Below are 15,331 nucleotides of genomic sequence, written 5' to 3'. Positions count from 1 at the left end.
TCTGCGACAGTTCCGGAGCGAAGCCGGTCCCCGCGGCGAATCAGTCCCTTTTTGACCGGCCATCGAGTACCGCGGGACATGGCATTCGAGGAAGACGACAGCGTCACGCTTCACGACGAGCACAGCGACTACGACGGGCAGACGGGGACGGTCACGCAGGTCGTCGAGACGATGTTCGGCGACGCCAACTACACCGTCTCCTTCGAGGACGGCCAGGAGCAGGGCGTCCCGGAGGACAACCTCGAAGCGGCCGAGGACGACGCGTAGGTATCCATGTCGTCGGTTCCGTTCCACTACGTCGACCTCCGGACGTTCTGTTACGCCACGGAGGACGACAAACGCGTCGAGGACGCGCTCCGCACCTTTCTGCCCGCGGAGTACCCCATCGAACGGGCCGAGAGCGAGGGCCACTACGGCGACCGGATCGTCGTCCTCTCGGCGCGCGTCGAGAACGCCGACGACGTGCGCCACGTCCTCTCGCAGGTGGCGACGCTCTCGGACATCGACGCCGTCAGATCGGAACTGGGCGACAGGGTCGACGACAACTGCTCGTTCTTTCTGACCTTCGACAAGCAGGCCGCCTTCGGCGGCGAGGTGCGTCGCGGCGACGGTATCACCCTGCGGGCCAAAGTCGAGGCCTACCCCGCCAAGCGAGAGAAGGCGGTGGCGAACGCCCGCGCCGTCTTAGACGAGCTGTGATGTACGAGGCCGTCCACGCTCACCCGGACGGTGAGAGCACCGTCGCCCGACAGGCGCTGACCGCCGCCGAGTACGGCTTCGACGGCATCGTCGTCCGGAACCACGGCGACGAACCGGCCGACTACGACCCCGAGGCCATCGCCGAGGAGTACGGCGTCGACGTCGTCGACGGCGTCGAGGTGCGCGCCGACGCCCGCTCGCAGGCCAGCGGTCTCGTCGGGAATCACCGCTCGAAGCGGACGGTCGTCGCCGTCCACGGCGGCACTCGGGACATCAACCGGTTCGCCGTCGAGCAACCGGCCGTCGACGTCCTCGCCCATCCGATGCGCGGCGACGGCGACTTCAACCACGTGCTGGCGAAGGCGGCCGCCGAGAACGGCGTCCGGGTGGAGTTCTCGCTTCGCTCGATACTGCGCGAGAGCGGCGGCAGTCGCGTCCGGGCGCTACAGGACCTCAGAAAGCTCCGGGAACTCGTCGTCGACGCCGACGCGCCCTACGTCGTCAGCGCCGACCCGCGCGGCCACCTCGAGTTTCGCGCCCCCCGCGAACTCGCCGCGCTCGGCGAGCGCATCGGGTTCGACGCCGAGCAGATAACGGCGGGGCTGGAAGAGTGGGGGTCACTCGCCGAGCGCAACCGGCGGCTCACCGACGACGCGTTCGTCGAGCCGGGGGTCCGAATCGAGGAATTAGACGACTCATAACCCAAATTTTCGCCGCGGACAGTATGACACACTTATGTGTCCCGCAGGCGTCACCTCCGATATGACCGAGCGGACCCCGAGGTTCGGCGCGCTCGTCGTCGCCTCGCTCGCGGCCGTCGTCGGGGCGAAGTACCTCATCGGCGGGGCGTTGGCGATGGTGGAGACCGCGGTGAGCGACGCGATGCTGGTCACCGGGTCGGTCCCGGCGACGTTCGCCGCCGGACTCCTGCTGGCGGTGGTCGCGGGCGGAATCGTCGACGGCGCGGGGTGGGCGCGAGCGGCGACCGTCCTCACGTTCCCGCTCGTCGCGGCGCTCAGCGCTCCCGCCCTGCTCGCGCTCGATCCCATCATCGTCACCGAGACTGTGGGGATGGGGCTCGCGTCGGCGTATCTACTCGTCCGAGATCCGATCGAGGACGAGTCGCCGCGGCGGGTCGACGAGGACGACAGCGCCAGTCGAATCGGGTCGACGCTGCGCTAGTCGAACGCGAGACCGAACGCGGCCCGTTTTCGACACTCGATCCGTATCGGACTGTTCTTGACTCCCGCGGGCCACTGTCGGGTATGCGGAGTGCGACGACAGAACCATGAAGCACCTCCCGAAACACCTCCGGCCGCGCTGGCGCTATCTCGCGGTCCGCGTCGAGACGTGGCCCGACGCCGACGTGGGCCGCCGGGCGTTCCAGCGCGAAGTCTGGTACGCCGCACAGAACCTCCTCGGCGACCCGGGCAGCGCCGACGCCGATATGACCGTCATTCGCTTCGCCCACAACGACGGGACGGGCCACGCGATCGTCCGGGTCCGCCGCGGGCACATCGACGAGGCGCGGGCCGCGCTGGCCTGTATCGACGCCATCGACGGGCATCCGGTCGGGCTTCGCGTGACGGGAACGAGCGGCACCGTACGTGCGTGTGAAGAAAAGTATATAGGCGGGCCGGCGGAACCGTTCGAACAGAGACACGTCGTGTTCGAGAACGCAGAGAGGCACGCCGACGCCCGTGGAAAGCGAGTCGACGTGCGCACGGACGACGCGTTCGCGGGCGCGACAGACCTCGATTTCCGATAACTATGCAGGGACAAAATCAACAGCAGGCCTACGACCGGGGAATCACTATCTTCTCGCCGGACGGACGCCTCTATCAGGTAGAGTACGCCCGCGAGGCGGTCAAGCGCGGCACAGCGAGCATCGGCATCCGGACCAAGGACGGCGTCGTACTGGCCGTCGACAAGCGCATCCGCTCGCCGCTGATGGAGCGCTCCTCGGTCGAGAAGATCCACAAGGCCGACGACCACATCGGCATCGCCTCCGCCGGCCACGTCGCCGACGCCCGCCAGCTCATCGACTTCGCCCGCCGGCAGGCACAGGTCAACCAGCTGCGCTACGGCGAACCCGTCGGCGTCGAGACGCTCACGAAGGAGATCACCGACTACATCCAGCAGTACACGCAGGTCGGCGGCGCGCGGCCGTTCGGCGTCGCGCTCATCATCGCCGGCATCGCCAACGGCGAACCCCGCCTGTACGAGACCGACCCCTCGGGGACCCCCTACGAGTGGAAGGCGCTCGCGGTCGGGGCCGACCGCAGCGACATCCGGGACTACCTCGAAGAGCACTACGACGAGGAGATGGACTTAGACGCTGGTGTCGACCTGGCGCTCGCGGCGCTGGCCTCGGCAAACGACGACGAGCTTACGCCCGAAGGGATCGGCGTGGCCGTCATCGACGTCGAGACCGAGCGGTTCCGAGAACTCACGGACGAAGAGAAGGCGGACCACCTCGCCGACGCCGACCTGCTCCCGGCTGAGGGCGAGGCCGAGGGGACCGACGAGACAGACGAACCGGAAGACGAGGAGTAAACGCCGCGCCCTCTTCTCTCGCTCTCGCCGCGTCTGCGGGCGTTCGAATCGACCGACGCAGTAAGGACTTTAACCGACCCCCCGTTACCGACGGGTATGATATCGCTTGACGAGGCTGTGACGGCGCGCCTCGAGTCGCACGGACAGCGCTTCGAGGTACTGGTCGACCCCGACGCCGCACTGGCGATGAAACGCGGTGAGTTCGACGGCGAGTTAGAGGACGTCATCGCGGCCGAGGACGTCTTCGAGGACGCCTCGCGAGGTGACAGACCGCCCGAGGAGAGTCTGAAAGAGGTGTTCGGGACGACCGAGCCGATGGAGATAATCCCCGAAGTCGTCGAACGCGGCGAGATACAGATCACGGCCGATCAGCGCCGCGAGATGCAGGAACAGAAGCACAAGCAACTCGTCCAGCAGATAACCCGCAACGCCGTCAACCCGCAGATGGACGACGCGCCCCATCCGCCCGAGCGCATCGAGTCGGCGCTCGAAGAGACGGACTTCCGCGTCGACCCGATGGAGCCCGTCGAGACGCAGGTCGACGAGGCCTTAGACGCCCTGCGGCCGGTCATCCCCATCCGGTTCGACGAGGTGACCGTCGCCGTGCAGGTGCCCGCCGACTACGCCGGCAGCGCGCAGGCCCAGATCCGGCAGTTCGGCGACTTGGAACGCGAGGAGTGGCAGTCCGACGGCTCGTGGGTCGGCGTGCTCACCTTCCCGGCGGGGATGCAAAACGAGTTCTACGACCTCGTCAACGAGCACACGAGCGGCGAAGCCGAGACGCAGATCCTCAAGGACGAAGACGACATCGGCACTCGTTGAATAACGACCGCGAAAGGACCTCGTTCTCCCTCGTCGACATCGTCGAAGATTCAGCTCGATGGCTGGTTTAACAACCAGCCTCGCCGATAAATTATTTACAAGTGGCGTTTTCACGGTGACGTATGTCCGCTGGAGAGGTAGAACTCAGAAGCATCGTCGCCGGACTGACCGCGGAGGGAAAACTCCACACTCTGAGCGTCTGGTTCATCCTCGCTCTCCGTCTCATGATGGGGCTCGCGTTCCTACAGGCCGGTTCGGGAAAGCTCCTCGGCGGTGATTTCAGCGCAGCGGGGTATCTCCAGAACGCGCCGTCGGCGAACGGTAGCCCGCTGGCGGACCTCTTCGTCTCGATGGCACAGACGGCCTGGTTTATGGACTTCGTGAACGTCGCCGTCCCGTGGGGACAGGTGCTCATCGGTCTCGGGCTGATAGTCGGGTGCCTGACGCGGCTGGCGGCGTTCTGGGGCGCGTTCATGATGGTGTTGTTCTACTTCGGCAACTGGGACATCGCTCACGGCTACATCAACGGCGACTTCGCGTATCTGCTGGTGTTCCTCTCCGTGGCCGCGTTCGGTGCTGGCAGAATCTTCGGTCTCGATGCCTATATCGAACAGTACGAGGTCGACGGAGTACCGCTCGTTGAACGTTACCCGTGGACGCGATACTTCTTGGGGTGAGCCGTCTCACCGTATAGATCTATCGGGGTGATCACGAGTCCACTTCCGTCCTCGTTCCAGTCGTAAGCGGATCGGCCGCCGTCGGACGCGCAGAGAACGGATATCGTCTGCCGAACTCACTTCGTGAGTGATTCGACGAGGTCGGTCATCCCTGCTTGAAGCCGACGAGGAAGCCGCCCGTGAAGCCCGCGCTGACCGGGAGCGCCGAGATGATCGACATCATCCACGACGGCGGCTGTCCCGCGGCGGTCTCGGTCGCCCCCTGCGTCGCGTTCTGTGCGGCCCCGCCGATCGCCTGCCAGTTCACTTCGAGGATGCCGCGGGTCTCTAAGAACTTAAAGAGCGCCAGTTCGAGGCCGACGATGACGGCGATGACCTTCGCGATTTTTTTGGCAGCGAATCCGATAATACCGCCGATGAGGCCGCCAGTCCCCAGCTCGAGGCCCATCTGCGGGAGATTGAACCCATCTAGTTGTAACACAAATTCGACCATACTGGCTACCAGAATATCATCTATTAAATCCTTTGTGCTCGGAGTATCACTGATAGAGCCGCGCGAGCCACCCCGCAGATTAAATAATCGGACGGCGTACTGTCGCGTAAGTGACGGCGACACACACCACCGAGCGTGCGGTTGTCGTAAAGCGGGTCGACAGCGGCACGGCAGACACCGAAGAGATTCGCGACCTCGCCCGGGCCGCCGGGTACCGAGTGGTCGGGGAAGTCACACAGACCAGAACCGAAGACCCGGGGTATCACCTCGGCGAGGGGAAGGTGACGCGACTGGCCAACAAAGTGGCGCTCGAAGATGCCACCACGGTCATCTTCGACAACCAATTGGGTCCCTATCAGACGTACAACATCGGGAACGAACTCCCGAAAGGTGCCCAGGCCGTCGACCGGTTCCGCCTCATCCTCGAGATATTCGGCCAGCGCGCCCAGACGCGGAAGGCGCAGCTACAGGTCGAACTGGCCGAACTGCGCTACGAACTGCCCAGAGCGGAGGCCAAGGCGAGCCTCGCCAAGCGCGACGAGCGCCCCGGGTTCATGGGGCTGGGCGAGTACGACGAGACCCGCGAAGAGGACATCAAAAAGCAGATCTCGAACATCCGCGACGAGCTCGAATCCATCGAGGAGACCGAGCAACACCGCCGCGAACAGCGCCGGGAGTCCGGCTTCGACCTCGTCGCGCTCGCGGGCTACACCAACGCCGGGAAGTCGACGCTGCTTCGCCGGCTCGCAGACGATCTGGAGGTCGACGAGAACGACGACCTCCACCCCGACCTCGATACGACCGCCGAGAGCGAGGACCGCCTGTTCACGACGCTGGGGACGACTACGCGCCGGGCGCAGGTGGGCAAACGCGACGTCCTCGTGACCGACACCGTCGGGTTCATCCAGGACCTCCCGCACTGGCTGGTCGAGTCCTTCAAGTCCACGCTCGACTCGGTGTATCGGGCCGACCTCGTCCTGCTGGTCGTCGACGTCTCCGAGTCTATCGAGGAGATCCGCGAGAAACTGGTGACGAGTCACGACACGCTCTACGAGCGCAACCAGGCCCCCATCGTGACGGTGCTCAACAAGACCGACGTGGTAGACGACGAGGAGGTCCGTCGGAAGCGGGAGGCGCTCTCGAAACTCGCGCCCAACCCCGTGGCCGTCAGCGGCAAGGAGGGGCTGAACGTCGAGGAACTCGCCGCCCGCATCGACGCGGAGCTCCCCGACTACGAGCGCGAGCGCCTCGTCCTCCCGATGACCGACGAGACGATGAGCGTCGTGTCGTGGATTCACGACCACGCCCACGTCGAGACCGTCGACTACGGCGACCAGGTCGTCATCGAGTTCGAGGCCCGCCCAGCCATCGTCGAGCAGTCACGGGCGAAAGCGGGCGACCTCGTCGGCGCGTCCGCGTAATTTCGGTTCGCTGACAGCGACCGTCGCCGGCTCATCCGTCCATAGGGTTATCCAGTTGTAAATCCTACACGTAGTGATGGCAGACGATAAATCAGGCAGAGAGAAGCAAGCACGCGACGCGGAGAGACGCCAGCGAGAGCGCGACATCGTCGCGGAACTCGAGCGCGGAGACGAGACGGAACCGCCGGTCGACCCAGCCGAACTCGACGACTTGGAGGCGGCGCTCGACGCGGTCGAGTTCCCGGCGACGGGGAGCGACGTCGTCGCGGCGGCCGGCGACCGAACCCTGACCGACGGCGACGAGCGCTACGCCGTCGAGGAACTCGTCCCGGACACGGACGAGGAGTGGTTCGGCTCGGTCGCCGCCGTCCGAGTGCGGGTACGACGGCCGAGAATCGCCACGGCGATGAAGCGAATCGCGGAAGCGACCGAGTCGCTCCCGAACGCGGAACTCGGCGCGTCACAGCGGGAAGCCTACGAGAGGACGCTTCGGGAGCTCAAGGCGATCGAGGAGGACGACGAGGACGAGGGTGTCCGGGTCATCAGCGACTGGATCGTCGAGCGGATCCGCGAGAAAGAGAGGCTCCCCGGGTCCCGAGAGGTGCGCCGGCAGGCGGCGAAGTTCTGTCGGAGCAACGGCTATACGGTCCGGAACGACGAGTGGCTCGGCGTCTGATCGTCACTTCCAGAGCGCCGGCGGTACTTCCGCCAGCAGGTCGGTCGCGACCAGTCCGTAGCCGCGTTCGTCCACGACCGAATCGCCGGCGTCACCGACGGCGTGGGCGGCGATGGCGGCCGCGTGGCGCGGCTCCTGCACGCAGGTCAGCGCGCCGGTGACGCCGGCCAGCACGTCGCCGGTGCCGCCGACGGTCATTCCCGGATTGCCGGTGCGGTTGATTCGCGTCTCGTCGCCGTCGGTGATCACGTCGTAGGCCCCCTTCACGAGCAGCGTGTGGCCGATGTCGGCGGCGAATGACTCGACGAGGCCGGCCCGCTCGCGCCAGTCGTCGCTCGTCTCCCCGCCCATCTTCTGGAGTTCGCCCTGATGAGGGGTACAGACGAGTTCGGCGTCGGTCTCGATGTCGGGAACGACGGCGAGCGGGTCCGCGTCCACGACGGCGGTGCCCTCGTAGCCGCCGAGGAACTCCTCGACGGCCGACAGCGTCTCGTCGGCGTCGCCCATCCCGGGACCGAGGACGACTGTGTCGTGGTCGGCCGCGAGGCCGGAGAGCCAGTCGACCTGTTCGGGACCGAGGAAGTCGGCCTCGTACTCCCGGACGATGAGGTTCTCCGTGTAACCCTGTATCTCGCGGGCGACCGACTCGGGGGCGGCGACGCGGACGAGGTCGGCACCGCCGCGGAGCGCGGCCTGGGCGGAGAGCGCCGGCGCGCCGGTGTAAGGGCCGCCGCCGACGACGAGCACCTCGCCGCTGTCGCCCTTGTGCGCGTCGCCGGCTCGGCTCAGTCGCGTGAGGTCGCCGCGCTCGACGAACAGTTCGGCGGCGTCGGGGATGCCGATGTCCGCGACGGTGACCTCGGCGTCCAGTTCCGAGAGCCCGGGCTTCGTGTCGTGGAACGTGACGACGTGGTCGGCTTCCACCGCGTTGTCCGCGAGCGTCCCGTCCGCCGCGTCGAGTCCCGAGGGCACGTCCACCGAGAGGACCCGGGCGTCGGCGTCGTTCATCGCGCTCGCGGCAGTGGCTTCGGGCTCTCGCAGCGCGCCGCCGATTCCGGTGCCGAGCATCGCGTCGACGACGACGGCGGGGTCGGCGAGCGAGAGATCACTGGCGTCGCGGACCTCTTCGGTGGCGTATTCGGCGGACTGGAGCGCGTCCCAGTTCTCGCGGGCGATGTCGGTCGTGATGGTCTCCGGGCGGCCCAACAGCAGGACGCGGAGGTCGAACTCGTCGAGGAAGCGCGCGGCGACGAGGGCGTCCCCGCCGTTGTTCCCGCGGCCGGCGACGATAGTCACCGCGTCGCCGGGGTCGGCGTGGTCCCGGACCGCCCGCGCGACGGCGTTGCCGGAGGACTCCATCAACTGTTTGCGCGGTACGCCGAGGGCCGCGGCGTTCTCGTCGACGACGCCCATCTCAGTACCGGTGAGCATGGGCGGCGGTTCGCCCGCCAGCGTGGTAACGATGACGGCGACAGCGGAGCGGCGGGCGGTACGCCTCTACCAGCGGACTTCGAAGCCCTCGATGCCTTCGGGATCCTCTTCGGTCACGTCGACGTCGACGACGTCCGCTCGGGAACTCCCCTCGTGACAGAACTCGACCATCGACTCGACGGCGTCGGGGTCGCCCTCGAACACCGCCTCGACGCGGCCGTCGTCTAAGTTCGTCACCCAGCCGTCGACGCCGTGGTCGCGGGCCGTGTCCCGCGTCGTCGCACGGTAGTAGACGCCCTGTACTCGCCCGGAGACGTAGACGTGAACGCGTCGGCGCGCCATGTCAGCGCCTACTCGAGGCGGGCAGTTAGGCCCGGCGGTCGGCGCTCACCTCTCGTTCGGGACCGTCGGTACTCGACTCCGTGTCGACGGGACGACTCTCCGCTGACACTGTGGTCGTCGGACGCGACGTACCGATCCCTCCTTTCTCCAGGACGGCGTTCACCGTGTCGCGCACGAACGGCCGCACGTCGTCGCGATCGAGAAAGTCGAAGTGCGGCTGCGCGACCATCGATCCGACCGTCGCCGCCGCGGTTCGCGAAAGCGACGGCTTCTCGACGAAGGGGTACTCCTCCGTCGCGACGCTGTGCAGGTGACTGATCTCGCCGCGGAGGAAGTGCGACGCCGTTCCGGGGCGGTAGTCGGGCGCGAACGGGCCGCGGTCCCCGTTGGCGAGCCGCCAGTAGTACAGCGGGTAGTCGACCCCCGCGTGGAGGTCACAGGGGAGCGACGACCAGAACCGCGGATTGACTTCGAGGATCTTGAACTCGCCCGTCTCGTCGTCGCGGATGAACCCGACCGACGCCACGCCGTGCCACCCCAACTCGTCCAACACCGCGAGCCCCGCTTCGCGGAGTTCCGGGATGTCGACCGCTTCGTGGTAGACGCTGGGGCCGCGGGGGTACTTGAACCCGCGACGGAGGGCCTTCTGCGTGCTGAACAGCGCCTCGCCCTCGTCGTACAGCGCCCGGATCGTGTACTCGGTCCCGGCGACGTACTCCTGGACGATGGGGACGTGGCCCATGCGGTCGATCAGGTCCTCGACGTCGGGGGGGTCGCCCGGCTCGAAATACTGCGTGTTCGGCATCGACCACGACTCCGTCGGCGGGATCTCGTCGACGTAGTAGTCGGTGAGCGCACCGTAGCGGCCCTTCGCGATGAGACGACGGTCCCAGTCGTCCACGTCGGTGAGCAGTCTGGTCTCCGGAACGGCGACGCCGGCCCGCTCAGCGGCCGAGAAGAGGGCGAGTCTGTCGTGGACCGCCGCCAGCGTCTCCATCGTCGGCCACACCGGCGTGAGGTAGTCCTCGAACGCCTCGCGGTATCTCGAGAGGACGTAGACGTCCTCCTCTCTGACGGGGACGATCGTCTTCACGGAGGGGCGCGCCGCGAGGTCGAGGAGCACGTCTCGGTACGAGAGCAGGTCGTCGTACGGACTGGGCAACCGCACCCGCTCGTCGCAGTACTTCGAGGCGAACGCCGGCGAGCGGTCGCTGTCGGACGCGACGATGGTTCTGACGCCGCGCTTGCCCAGCGACCTGACCGTGGTCACCGAGCCGGGCGCGTCGTTCGATATCACTACGGCCGACCCGTCCGGAACCGCGGGGTTGTCCATGCGACATAATAGCAGACAGGACGTAGAAAGTAAGTCGCGCGCTATTCCCCGGTGCGCCGACCTTACTTCAATACGGCGCGTATAACTCGCTCTGTCGCCCGTCGCTTAGTCCCGCCCGCCGGATCGGAGATAGTGAAAGAGATACGTCTGCGTGTAGCCGGCGTACTCGCCGCCGAGGGTCTCGCGGATGGCACGCGAGGTCTCCGCGTAGTTGCCGCGGTCGCACTCGGGGTAGTACTCCTCGATGGTGCCCCGAATCCACGTGTCCAGCGGCACCGCTTCGAGGTAGCCCAGCGAGAACAGGAGGATACAGTCGGCTACTTTATCGCCGACCCCGACGAACGCCGTCAGCGCGTCGCGGGCGTCCTCGTACTCCAAGCCGAGCGCGTCCTCGGGGCGGGCCTCGCCGTTGGCGACCATCTCCGCGCTCCGCTTGACGTAGGGGGCGCGGTAGCCCAGATTGAGGTCCCGGAGCTCCGCCTCGCTCGCGGCCGCCAGCGCGTCGGGGGTCGGAAAGGCGTCGTAGGTCCGCCCGTCGAAGGAGACAGTCTCGCCGAACTCCCGGCGGAGCGCCCGCTGCATGCCGTGGATGCGTCCGACGCGCATCTGGGCCGAGCAGATGAACGCGATCAGAGTGGGAAACGCCGGGTCGCGGACGATCCGCATTCCCCAGTAGGCGTCGAACGCTTCCTCGACGACCGCGTCGGGCGGTGCCGTCTCGCGTATCGCCGGCAGGTCGTCGTCGAGGCCGAGCAGCGTCCGGACGCGCGATTCGGCGTCGATCGACGACTCCCAGACCAGTTCACCGTCGGCCTGGCGGACGCGGACGACGACCGGCCCCTCGTCGGTTCGGAGCGTCGTCCAGTACCACGCGTCGCCGCCGCTGGCCGCTTCCCGCTCGTACATCCGGCCGTCCTCGCGGTCCCAGAGGTAGGACTGCCCGCTCTCGACGGTGGCCTGCAGGTCCAGTCCGCCTGCCAGAGAGGTGACGTCGATGGTGCCCCGTTCCATTACGTCGTCGGAGGGAGCGGAGCGGTTTCCGGGTTTCTATCTCCCGCTCTCGATCAGCTCGCGGGCCGACCGCGGAACCGCACGGCGGCGACGAAGGCGGCGACGCCGACGAGAGCGACGGCGGCGGCCTGCGTCGCCGTGACCGCGACGCCGAGGAGACCGCCCAGCCCGGAGACGAGCGTGAACGCGAGGAACAGCGGGAGGACCACGGCGACGGCGTAGTACCACGGGCGACCGGCCAGTCGGGCCAGGCGACCCGCGCCGCGCTCGTACTCGTCGAGCGCCGCCTTGCCGAGCACCCAGCCGTCGAACAGCAGGAAGCCGAGCAGCCCGGCGGTCAGGACGAGGTTGGCGAGGGTGTCGGCCAGCAGGGCGAACAGCGACGGCGAGAGCGCGGCGGCGCTCCCGGTGAGGAGGAAGAGGCCACCGACGCCGACCGTGGCGCTCGACCGGTCGAGGCCGTGTTCGTCGACGAGATAGGCGACGAGCACCTCGAAGATGCTGATGGCCGAGGACAGCGCCGCCAGCAGGACGACGCCGAAGAAGACGATCCCGACGACGCGGCTGTAGGGCAGGTCCGCGAACGCTCCGGCCAGACTGACGAACAGCGCGCCCGGGCCGCCCTCGCCCGGCGAGACGCCCAGCGAGAACAACAGCGGGAAGATGACCAGTCCGGCGAGGACGCCGATGCCGGTGTTCAGTCCGGCGATGAGCGTCCCGTCGGCGGCCAGCGAGCGGTCCTCGCCGACGTAGGAGGCGTAGGTCAACATCGCCCCCGCGCCGACCGAGAGCGTGAACAGGGCCTGTCCAGCCGCGGCAACGAGGACGTCGAAGAAGTTCGCCCGGAGGTACCCCACGTCCAGCGAGAGGAAGAACTCGTAGCCGCCGGCGCTCCCCGGCAGCGTCGCGGCCCACGCCGCGAGGCCGCCGAACAGGAGGACGATACCGGGGACCATCACTTTCGTCGCCGCCTCGATGCCGCGGTCGACGCCGGCGTAGACGACACCGACCGTCGCCAGGAGGAACAGCGCGTGAAAGCCCGCCGCGCCGACGCCGTAGTCGATGGCCGCGAAGTACCCCTGCGGGTCCCCGAAGTACGCGCCGGTGGCGCTGGCGAGCGTATAGCGGAGGATCCACCCGCCGACGACCGAGTAGAAGGAGAGGACGACGACGGACGCGAGCAACGCGACGCCGCCGAGGACTCGCCAGCGTCTTCCGCCCAGTTCGCCGAACGCGCCGACCGGGTTGCGGCGACTCCGCCGCCCGATGACCATCTCGCCCAGCAGTCCGGGGACGCCGACGAGGACGATAACGAGGACGTACAACAGCAAGAAGGCCGCGCCGCCGTTCTGGGCGGTCAGCCACGGGAACCGCCAGATGTTGCCCAGCCCGACCGCGCTCCCGACGGCGGCGAGGACGAACCCGACTCGCGTGCGCCACGTAGCTCTACTCATCGTCTCAGCGTCCGCGTCGACACCGAAAAGCGTGTCGAGAGCGGGCCAGACACGTCAGAACGGTGCGAAGAACGCGGCGTCGGAACCGAGGAACATCGTCTGGACGCCGAGGGCGAGCGTCCCGAGGAGCGCGACGAGCACGACGAGTCGGAGCGTCCAGAGCCAGACGTCGCTGAACGAGCCGAGGCCGTCCGCGCCGCGCCGGAGTTCGTCGACGGCGTCGCGGCCGACGATCCAGCCGACGAACACGGTCAATAGCAGTCCCGAGAGGGGGAGGAACAGCTGGTAGGCGAAGTTGTCGAACCACGTCAGCCACGCCGTGTCCCACGCGGAGGGCAGCCCGAGCACGAACAGGCCGAGGCCGGCGGCCCCGGCGAGGTACGGTCGCGGAACGCCGTAGTTGTCGTTCGCGTAGGCGACGGTCACCTCCAGCAGACTGATGGCCGAGGACAGCGCCGCGATGAGGACGACGCCGAAGAAGACGACGCCGAAGACGCGGCTGTACGGGAGCGTGCCGAACCCGGCGGCCGTCGCGACGAACAGCGCGCCCGCGCCGCCGGTCTGGGTGGTGATCTCCGCGCCGATGGTGAGCAGAATGGGGAAGACCACGATACCGGCGAGGATACCGACGAGCGTGTTCGAGACGACGATGACGCCGCCGTCGAAGATCAGGTTGTCGTCCTCGCCGACGTACGAGGAGTACGTTATCATGATGGCCATCCCCAGCGAGAGCGTGAAGAAGGCCTGTCCGACGGCGAAGGGGATGATGGACCCGGCGTTCGCCACCATCGTCCCGAGGTCCGGCGAGAGGAAGAAGGCGTAGCCCTCGCCGGCGCCCGGAAGCGTCGCCACCCACGCCGCCAGCGCGATCATGAGGACGACGATGCTCGGGACCATCACCTTCGTCGCCTTCTCGATGCCGTCCTCGATGCCGAAGGCGACGATGCCGACGACGATGCCGAGGAAGATCGCCTGTGCCAGCACCGCCTCGGGACCCGAGGAGACGGCCCCGAAGTAGCCGGCGGGGTCGCCGAAGTACGCGCCGCGGACGCTCCCGAGGATGTACCGGAGGACCCACCCGCCGACGACGTTGTAGTACGAGAGGATCCAGAACCCGGTGAAGACGGCGAAGCCGCCGACGAGACGCCAGTTGCGGTGGCCCATCTCCTCGAAGGCGTCGACGGCGTTGACGTTCGTCCGCCTGCCGAGGACGAACTCCGCCAGCATCGCCGGGAATCCGACGACGAGGACGGCGACGAGGTAGAACGCGACGAACGCCGCGCCGCCGTTGGTGGCGGTCTTGAACGGGAACTGCCAGAGGTTCCCGAGACCGACTGCGCTCCCGATGGCCGCGAGGAGGAATCCGACACGCGTCGTCCACGTCTCTCGTTCTGACATAGTGCAACGTATGTACCACTTTCCCGGTTAACGGCTGTGATTCCGGCGAGATATCGCGTCGTGGTCGACGCCGACCGCGGCACCGGTCGGTGATAGAGCGCTATATAGCGATATTATCAACGTACTAATGAGACGACGACGCAGGTCCGCCCGTCCACACTCGGCCGCCGACCACGAACCAGTCAGCGACCCATCGTCATGGTGTTCCGTCTATCCACAGTGTGGACAGTCAGTCATGTGCCCCCTTCTCTCCGGGGGGTCTCCCCTCGGCCCCGCCTTTTCCGGTGTCTCAGGCCTCGCCGTAGACCGGCACCGCCGCGCCGCTGGTGACCGCCGCGGCGTCCGAACAGAGGAACAGCATCACCGCGGCGATATCCGCGGGGTCGACCCACTCCCCGAAGTCGGCGTCAGGCATCATCTCCCGGTTCATCGGCGTGTCGATGACGCTCGGCATGACGCTGTTGGCTCGGACGGTGCCCAGGTTCTCCTCGGCGATGGTCTCGGTCAGCAGGCGGACGCCGGCCTTCGTCGCGCGGTAGATACCGTCGCCCTCGCCGCCTTCGAGCGACGACCGGGCGGAGACGGAGACGATAGCCCCCTCGCTGTCCTGTAAGTGGGGCAGGGCGTGTTTCGAGGCGAGGAACATCGTCTTCAGGTTGACGTCGAAGAGGAAGTCGAACGTATCGACGCCCGTCTCCGCTATCGGGTCGCCGCCGCGCCACGTCCCCGCGATGTTGAGGAGGTAGTCCAGTCGGCCGTGTTCGTCGACGACGGCCTCGACTACCTCCGCGACGTCCTCCTCCTCGGTGAAGTCGCCGCCGTGGAAGTCGATGCGGTCGGGGTCCGACAGCTGGAAGTCCTCGCTGCCCGGCTCGACCACGTCGGCCCCGCAGACGGTCGCCCCCGCTTCGAGGAAGGCGTTCGCCACGGAACTGCCCAGTGCGCCGCCGACACCGGTGACCAGTGCGACCTCGCCGTCCATATCGAAGGTGACGGACATGCGCGGTGAGAGGGGCGA

At 67.4% G+C, this 15,331-nt stretch carries 18 protein-coding genes; 10 read left to right on the top strand and 8 right to left on the bottom strand.

Going from position 1 to position 15,331, the window contains the following annotated elements:
* Nucleotides 1-78: 78 nt before the first annotated feature.
* From GO488_RS04130 to GO488_RS04095, 8 genes are all read left to right on the top strand, one after another.
* Entirely contained in the window at nt 79-267 is a 189-nt protein-coding gene (locus tag GO488_RS04130) for a DUF1918 domain-containing protein (RefSeq protein WP_162316527.1), read from the top strand.
* A 6-nt stretch (nt 268-273) separates the two neighbouring features.
* Nucleotides 274-699, top strand: a complete 426-nt coding sequence (locus GO488_RS04125; RefSeq protein WP_162316526.1) for an RNA-binding protein — start codon at nt 274-276, stop codon at nt 697-699.
* Nucleotides 699-1,400 (top strand): RNase P subunit p30 family protein, encoded by a 702-nt coding sequence (locus GO488_RS04120; RefSeq protein ID WP_162316525.1) that lies wholly within the window; start codon nt 699-701, stop codon nt 1,398-1,400. The genes GO488_RS04125 and GO488_RS04120 overlap by 1 nt, the downstream gene beginning before the upstream one ends.
* Nucleotides 1,401-1,461: 61 nt before the next feature.
* A complete protein-coding gene (locus tag GO488_RS04115) occupies nt 1,462-1,881 on the top strand; it encodes a hypothetical protein (protein ID WP_162316524.1) in 420 nt (139 codons plus the stop codon).
* A gap of 106 nt (nt 1,882-1,987) precedes the next feature.
* A complete protein-coding gene (locus tag GO488_RS04110) occupies nt 1,988-2,467 on the top strand; it encodes an Rpp14/Pop5 family protein (protein ID WP_162316523.1) in 480 nt (159 codons plus the stop codon).
* Between the two features lie 2 nt (nt 2,468-2,469).
* Complete coding sequence (psmA, locus tag GO488_RS04105; RefSeq protein ID WP_162316522.1) at nt 2,470-3,255, top strand: archaeal proteasome endopeptidase complex subunit alpha; 786 nt, start codon at nt 2,470-2,472, stop codon at nt 3,253-3,255.
* Between the two features lie 96 nt (nt 3,256-3,351).
* Nucleotides 3,352-4,077, top strand: a complete 726-nt coding sequence (locus GO488_RS04100; protein ID WP_162316521.1) for a ribosome assembly factor SBDS — start codon at nt 3,352-3,354, stop codon at nt 4,075-4,077.
* Nucleotides 4,078-4,199: 122 nt separating this feature from the next.
* Nucleotides 4,200-4,754 (top strand): DoxX family protein, encoded by a 555-nt coding sequence (locus tag GO488_RS04095; protein ID WP_162316520.1) that lies wholly within the window; start codon nt 4,200-4,202, stop codon nt 4,752-4,754.
* A 145-nt stretch (nt 4,755-4,899) separates the two neighbouring features.
* Here GO488_RS04095 and GO488_RS04090 read toward each other — a convergent pair whose 3' ends face one another.
* A complete protein-coding gene (locus GO488_RS04090; protein ID WP_162316519.1) occupies nt 4,900-5,247 on the bottom strand; it encodes an FUN14 domain-containing protein in 348 nt (115 codons plus the stop codon).
* A 110-nt stretch (nt 5,248-5,357) separates the two neighbouring features.
* Between GO488_RS04090 and hflX the strand changes: the two genes are divergently transcribed.
* Entirely contained in the window at nt 5,358-6,668 is a 1,311-nt protein-coding gene (gene hflX / locus GO488_RS04085; RefSeq protein ID WP_162316518.1) for a GTPase HflX, read from the top strand.
* A 76-nt stretch (nt 6,669-6,744) separates the two neighbouring features.
* Nucleotides 6,745-7,344 (top strand): DUF5789 family protein, encoded by a 600-nt coding sequence (locus GO488_RS04080; protein WP_162316517.1) that lies wholly within the window; start codon nt 6,745-6,747, stop codon nt 7,342-7,344.
* Nucleotides 7,345-7,347: 3 nt separating this feature from the next.
* Here GO488_RS04080 and GO488_RS04075 read toward each other — a convergent pair whose 3' ends face one another.
* The 7 genes from GO488_RS04075 to GO488_RS04045 all read right to left on the bottom strand — a co-directional run bounded on the left by GO488_RS04075 (nt 7,348) and on the right by GO488_RS04045 (nt 15,313).
* Nucleotides 7,348-8,775 carry an NAD(P)H-hydrate dehydratase gene (locus GO488_RS04075; RefSeq protein WP_162316516.1) on the bottom strand — a complete coding sequence of 476 codons (1,428 nt, stop codon included), beginning with the start codon at nt 8,773-8,775 and terminating at the stop codon, nt 7,348-7,350.
* Between the two features lie 66 nt (nt 8,776-8,841).
* The gene (locus GO488_RS04070) at nt 8,842-9,117 is read right to left on the bottom strand and encodes an acylphosphatase (protein ID WP_162316515.1); all 276 of its coding nucleotides are present in this window, start codon (nt 9,115-9,117) and stop codon (nt 8,842-8,844) included.
* 25 nt (nt 9,118-9,142) lie between these two features.
* Entirely contained in the window at nt 9,143-10,450 is a 1,308-nt protein-coding gene (locus GO488_RS04065; RefSeq protein ID WP_162316514.1) for a carboxylate--amine ligase, read from the bottom strand.
* A gap of 105 nt (nt 10,451-10,555) precedes the next feature.
* The gene (locus GO488_RS04060) at nt 10,556-11,461 is read right to left on the bottom strand and encodes a DNA-3-methyladenine glycosylase family protein (protein WP_162316513.1); all 906 of its coding nucleotides are present in this window, start codon (nt 11,459-11,461) and stop codon (nt 10,556-10,558) included.
* A gap of 53 nt (nt 11,462-11,514) precedes the next feature.
* On the bottom strand, nt 11,515-12,915 hold the full coding sequence (locus tag GO488_RS04055) for a sodium-dependent transporter (protein WP_162316512.1): 1,401 nt from the start codon (nt 12,913-12,915) through the stop codon (nt 11,515-11,517).
* A gap of 54 nt (nt 12,916-12,969) precedes the next feature.
* A complete protein-coding gene (locus GO488_RS04050; protein WP_162316511.1) occupies nt 12,970-14,313 on the bottom strand; it encodes a sodium-dependent transporter in 1,344 nt (447 codons plus the stop codon).
* 289 nt (nt 14,314-14,602) lie between these two features.
* Nucleotides 14,603-15,313: an SDR family oxidoreductase gene (locus GO488_RS04045; RefSeq protein WP_162316510.1), complete on the bottom strand. Its 711-nt coding sequence runs from the start codon at nt 15,311-15,313 to the stop codon at nt 14,603-14,605.
* Between the last annotated feature and the right edge of the window lie 18 nt (nt 15,314-15,331).

The organism is Haloarcula limicola (assembly GCF_010119205.1).
GTDB classification, from domain to species: Archaea; Halobacteriota; Halobacteria; order Halobacteriales; family Haloarculaceae; genus Haloarcula; species Haloarcula limicola.
This window is presented reverse-complemented; position numbering and strand designations above follow the sequence as displayed.

Excerpts from the sequence above, each read along its gene's own strand:
- GO488_RS04055 (WP_162316512.1), bottom strand. The coding sequence starts at position 12,915 with ATGAGTAGAGCTACGTGGCGCACGCGAGTCGGGTTCGTCCTCGCCGCC.
- GO488_RS04075 (WP_162316516.1), bottom strand. The coding sequence starts at position 8,775 with ATGCTCACCGGTACTGAGATGGGCGTCGTCGACGAGAACGCCGCGGCC.
- GO488_RS04125 (WP_162316526.1), top strand. The coding sequence starts at position 274 with ATGTCGTCGGTTCCGTTCCACTACGTCGACCTCCGGACGTTCTGTTAC.
- GO488_RS04080 (WP_162316517.1), top strand. The coding sequence starts at position 6,745 with ATGGCAGACGATAAATCAGGCAGAGAGAAGCAAGCACGCGACGCGGAG.
- GO488_RS04065 (WP_162316514.1), bottom strand. The coding sequence starts at position 10,450 with ATGGACAACCCCGCGGTTCCGGACGGGTCGGCCGTAGTGATATCGAAC.
- GO488_RS04095 (WP_162316520.1), top strand. The coding sequence starts at position 4,200 with ATGTCCGCTGGAGAGGTAGAACTCAGAAGCATCGTCGCCGGACTGACC.
- GO488_RS04070 (WP_162316515.1), bottom strand. The coding sequence starts at position 9,117 with ATGGCGCGCCGACGCGTTCACGTCTACGTCTCCGGGCGAGTACAGGGC.
- GO488_RS04050 (WP_162316511.1), bottom strand. The coding sequence starts at position 14,313 with ATGTCAGAACGAGAGACGTGGACGACGCGTGTCGGATTCCTCCTCGCG.
- GO488_RS04110 (WP_162316523.1), top strand. The coding sequence starts at position 1,988 with ATGAAGCACCTCCCGAAACACCTCCGGCCGCGCTGGCGCTATCTCGCG.
- GO488_RS04090 (WP_162316519.1), bottom strand. The coding sequence starts at position 5,247 with ATGGTCGAATTTGTGTTACAACTAGATGGGTTCAATCTCCCGCAGATG.
- GO488_RS04060 (WP_162316513.1), bottom strand. The coding sequence starts at position 11,461 with ATGGAACGGGGCACCATCGACGTCACCTCTCTGGCAGGCGGACTGGAC.
- GO488_RS04045 (WP_162316510.1), bottom strand. The coding sequence starts at position 15,313 with ATGTCCGTCACCTTCGATATGGACGGCGAGGTCGCACTGGTCACCGGT.
- GO488_RS04115 (WP_162316524.1), top strand. The coding sequence starts at position 1,462 with ATGACCGAGCGGACCCCGAGGTTCGGCGCGCTCGTCGTCGCCTCGCTC.
- GO488_RS04130 (WP_162316527.1), top strand. The coding sequence starts at position 79 with ATGGCATTCGAGGAAGACGACAGCGTCACGCTTCACGACGAGCACAGC.
- GO488_RS04120 (WP_162316525.1), top strand. The coding sequence starts at position 699 with ATGTACGAGGCCGTCCACGCTCACCCGGACGGTGAGAGCACCGTCGCC.
- GO488_RS04100 (WP_162316521.1), top strand. The coding sequence starts at position 3,352 with ATGATATCGCTTGACGAGGCTGTGACGGCGCGCCTCGAGTCGCACGGA.
- psmA (WP_162316522.1), top strand. The coding sequence starts at position 2,470 with ATGCAGGGACAAAATCAACAGCAGGCCTACGACCGGGGAATCACTATC.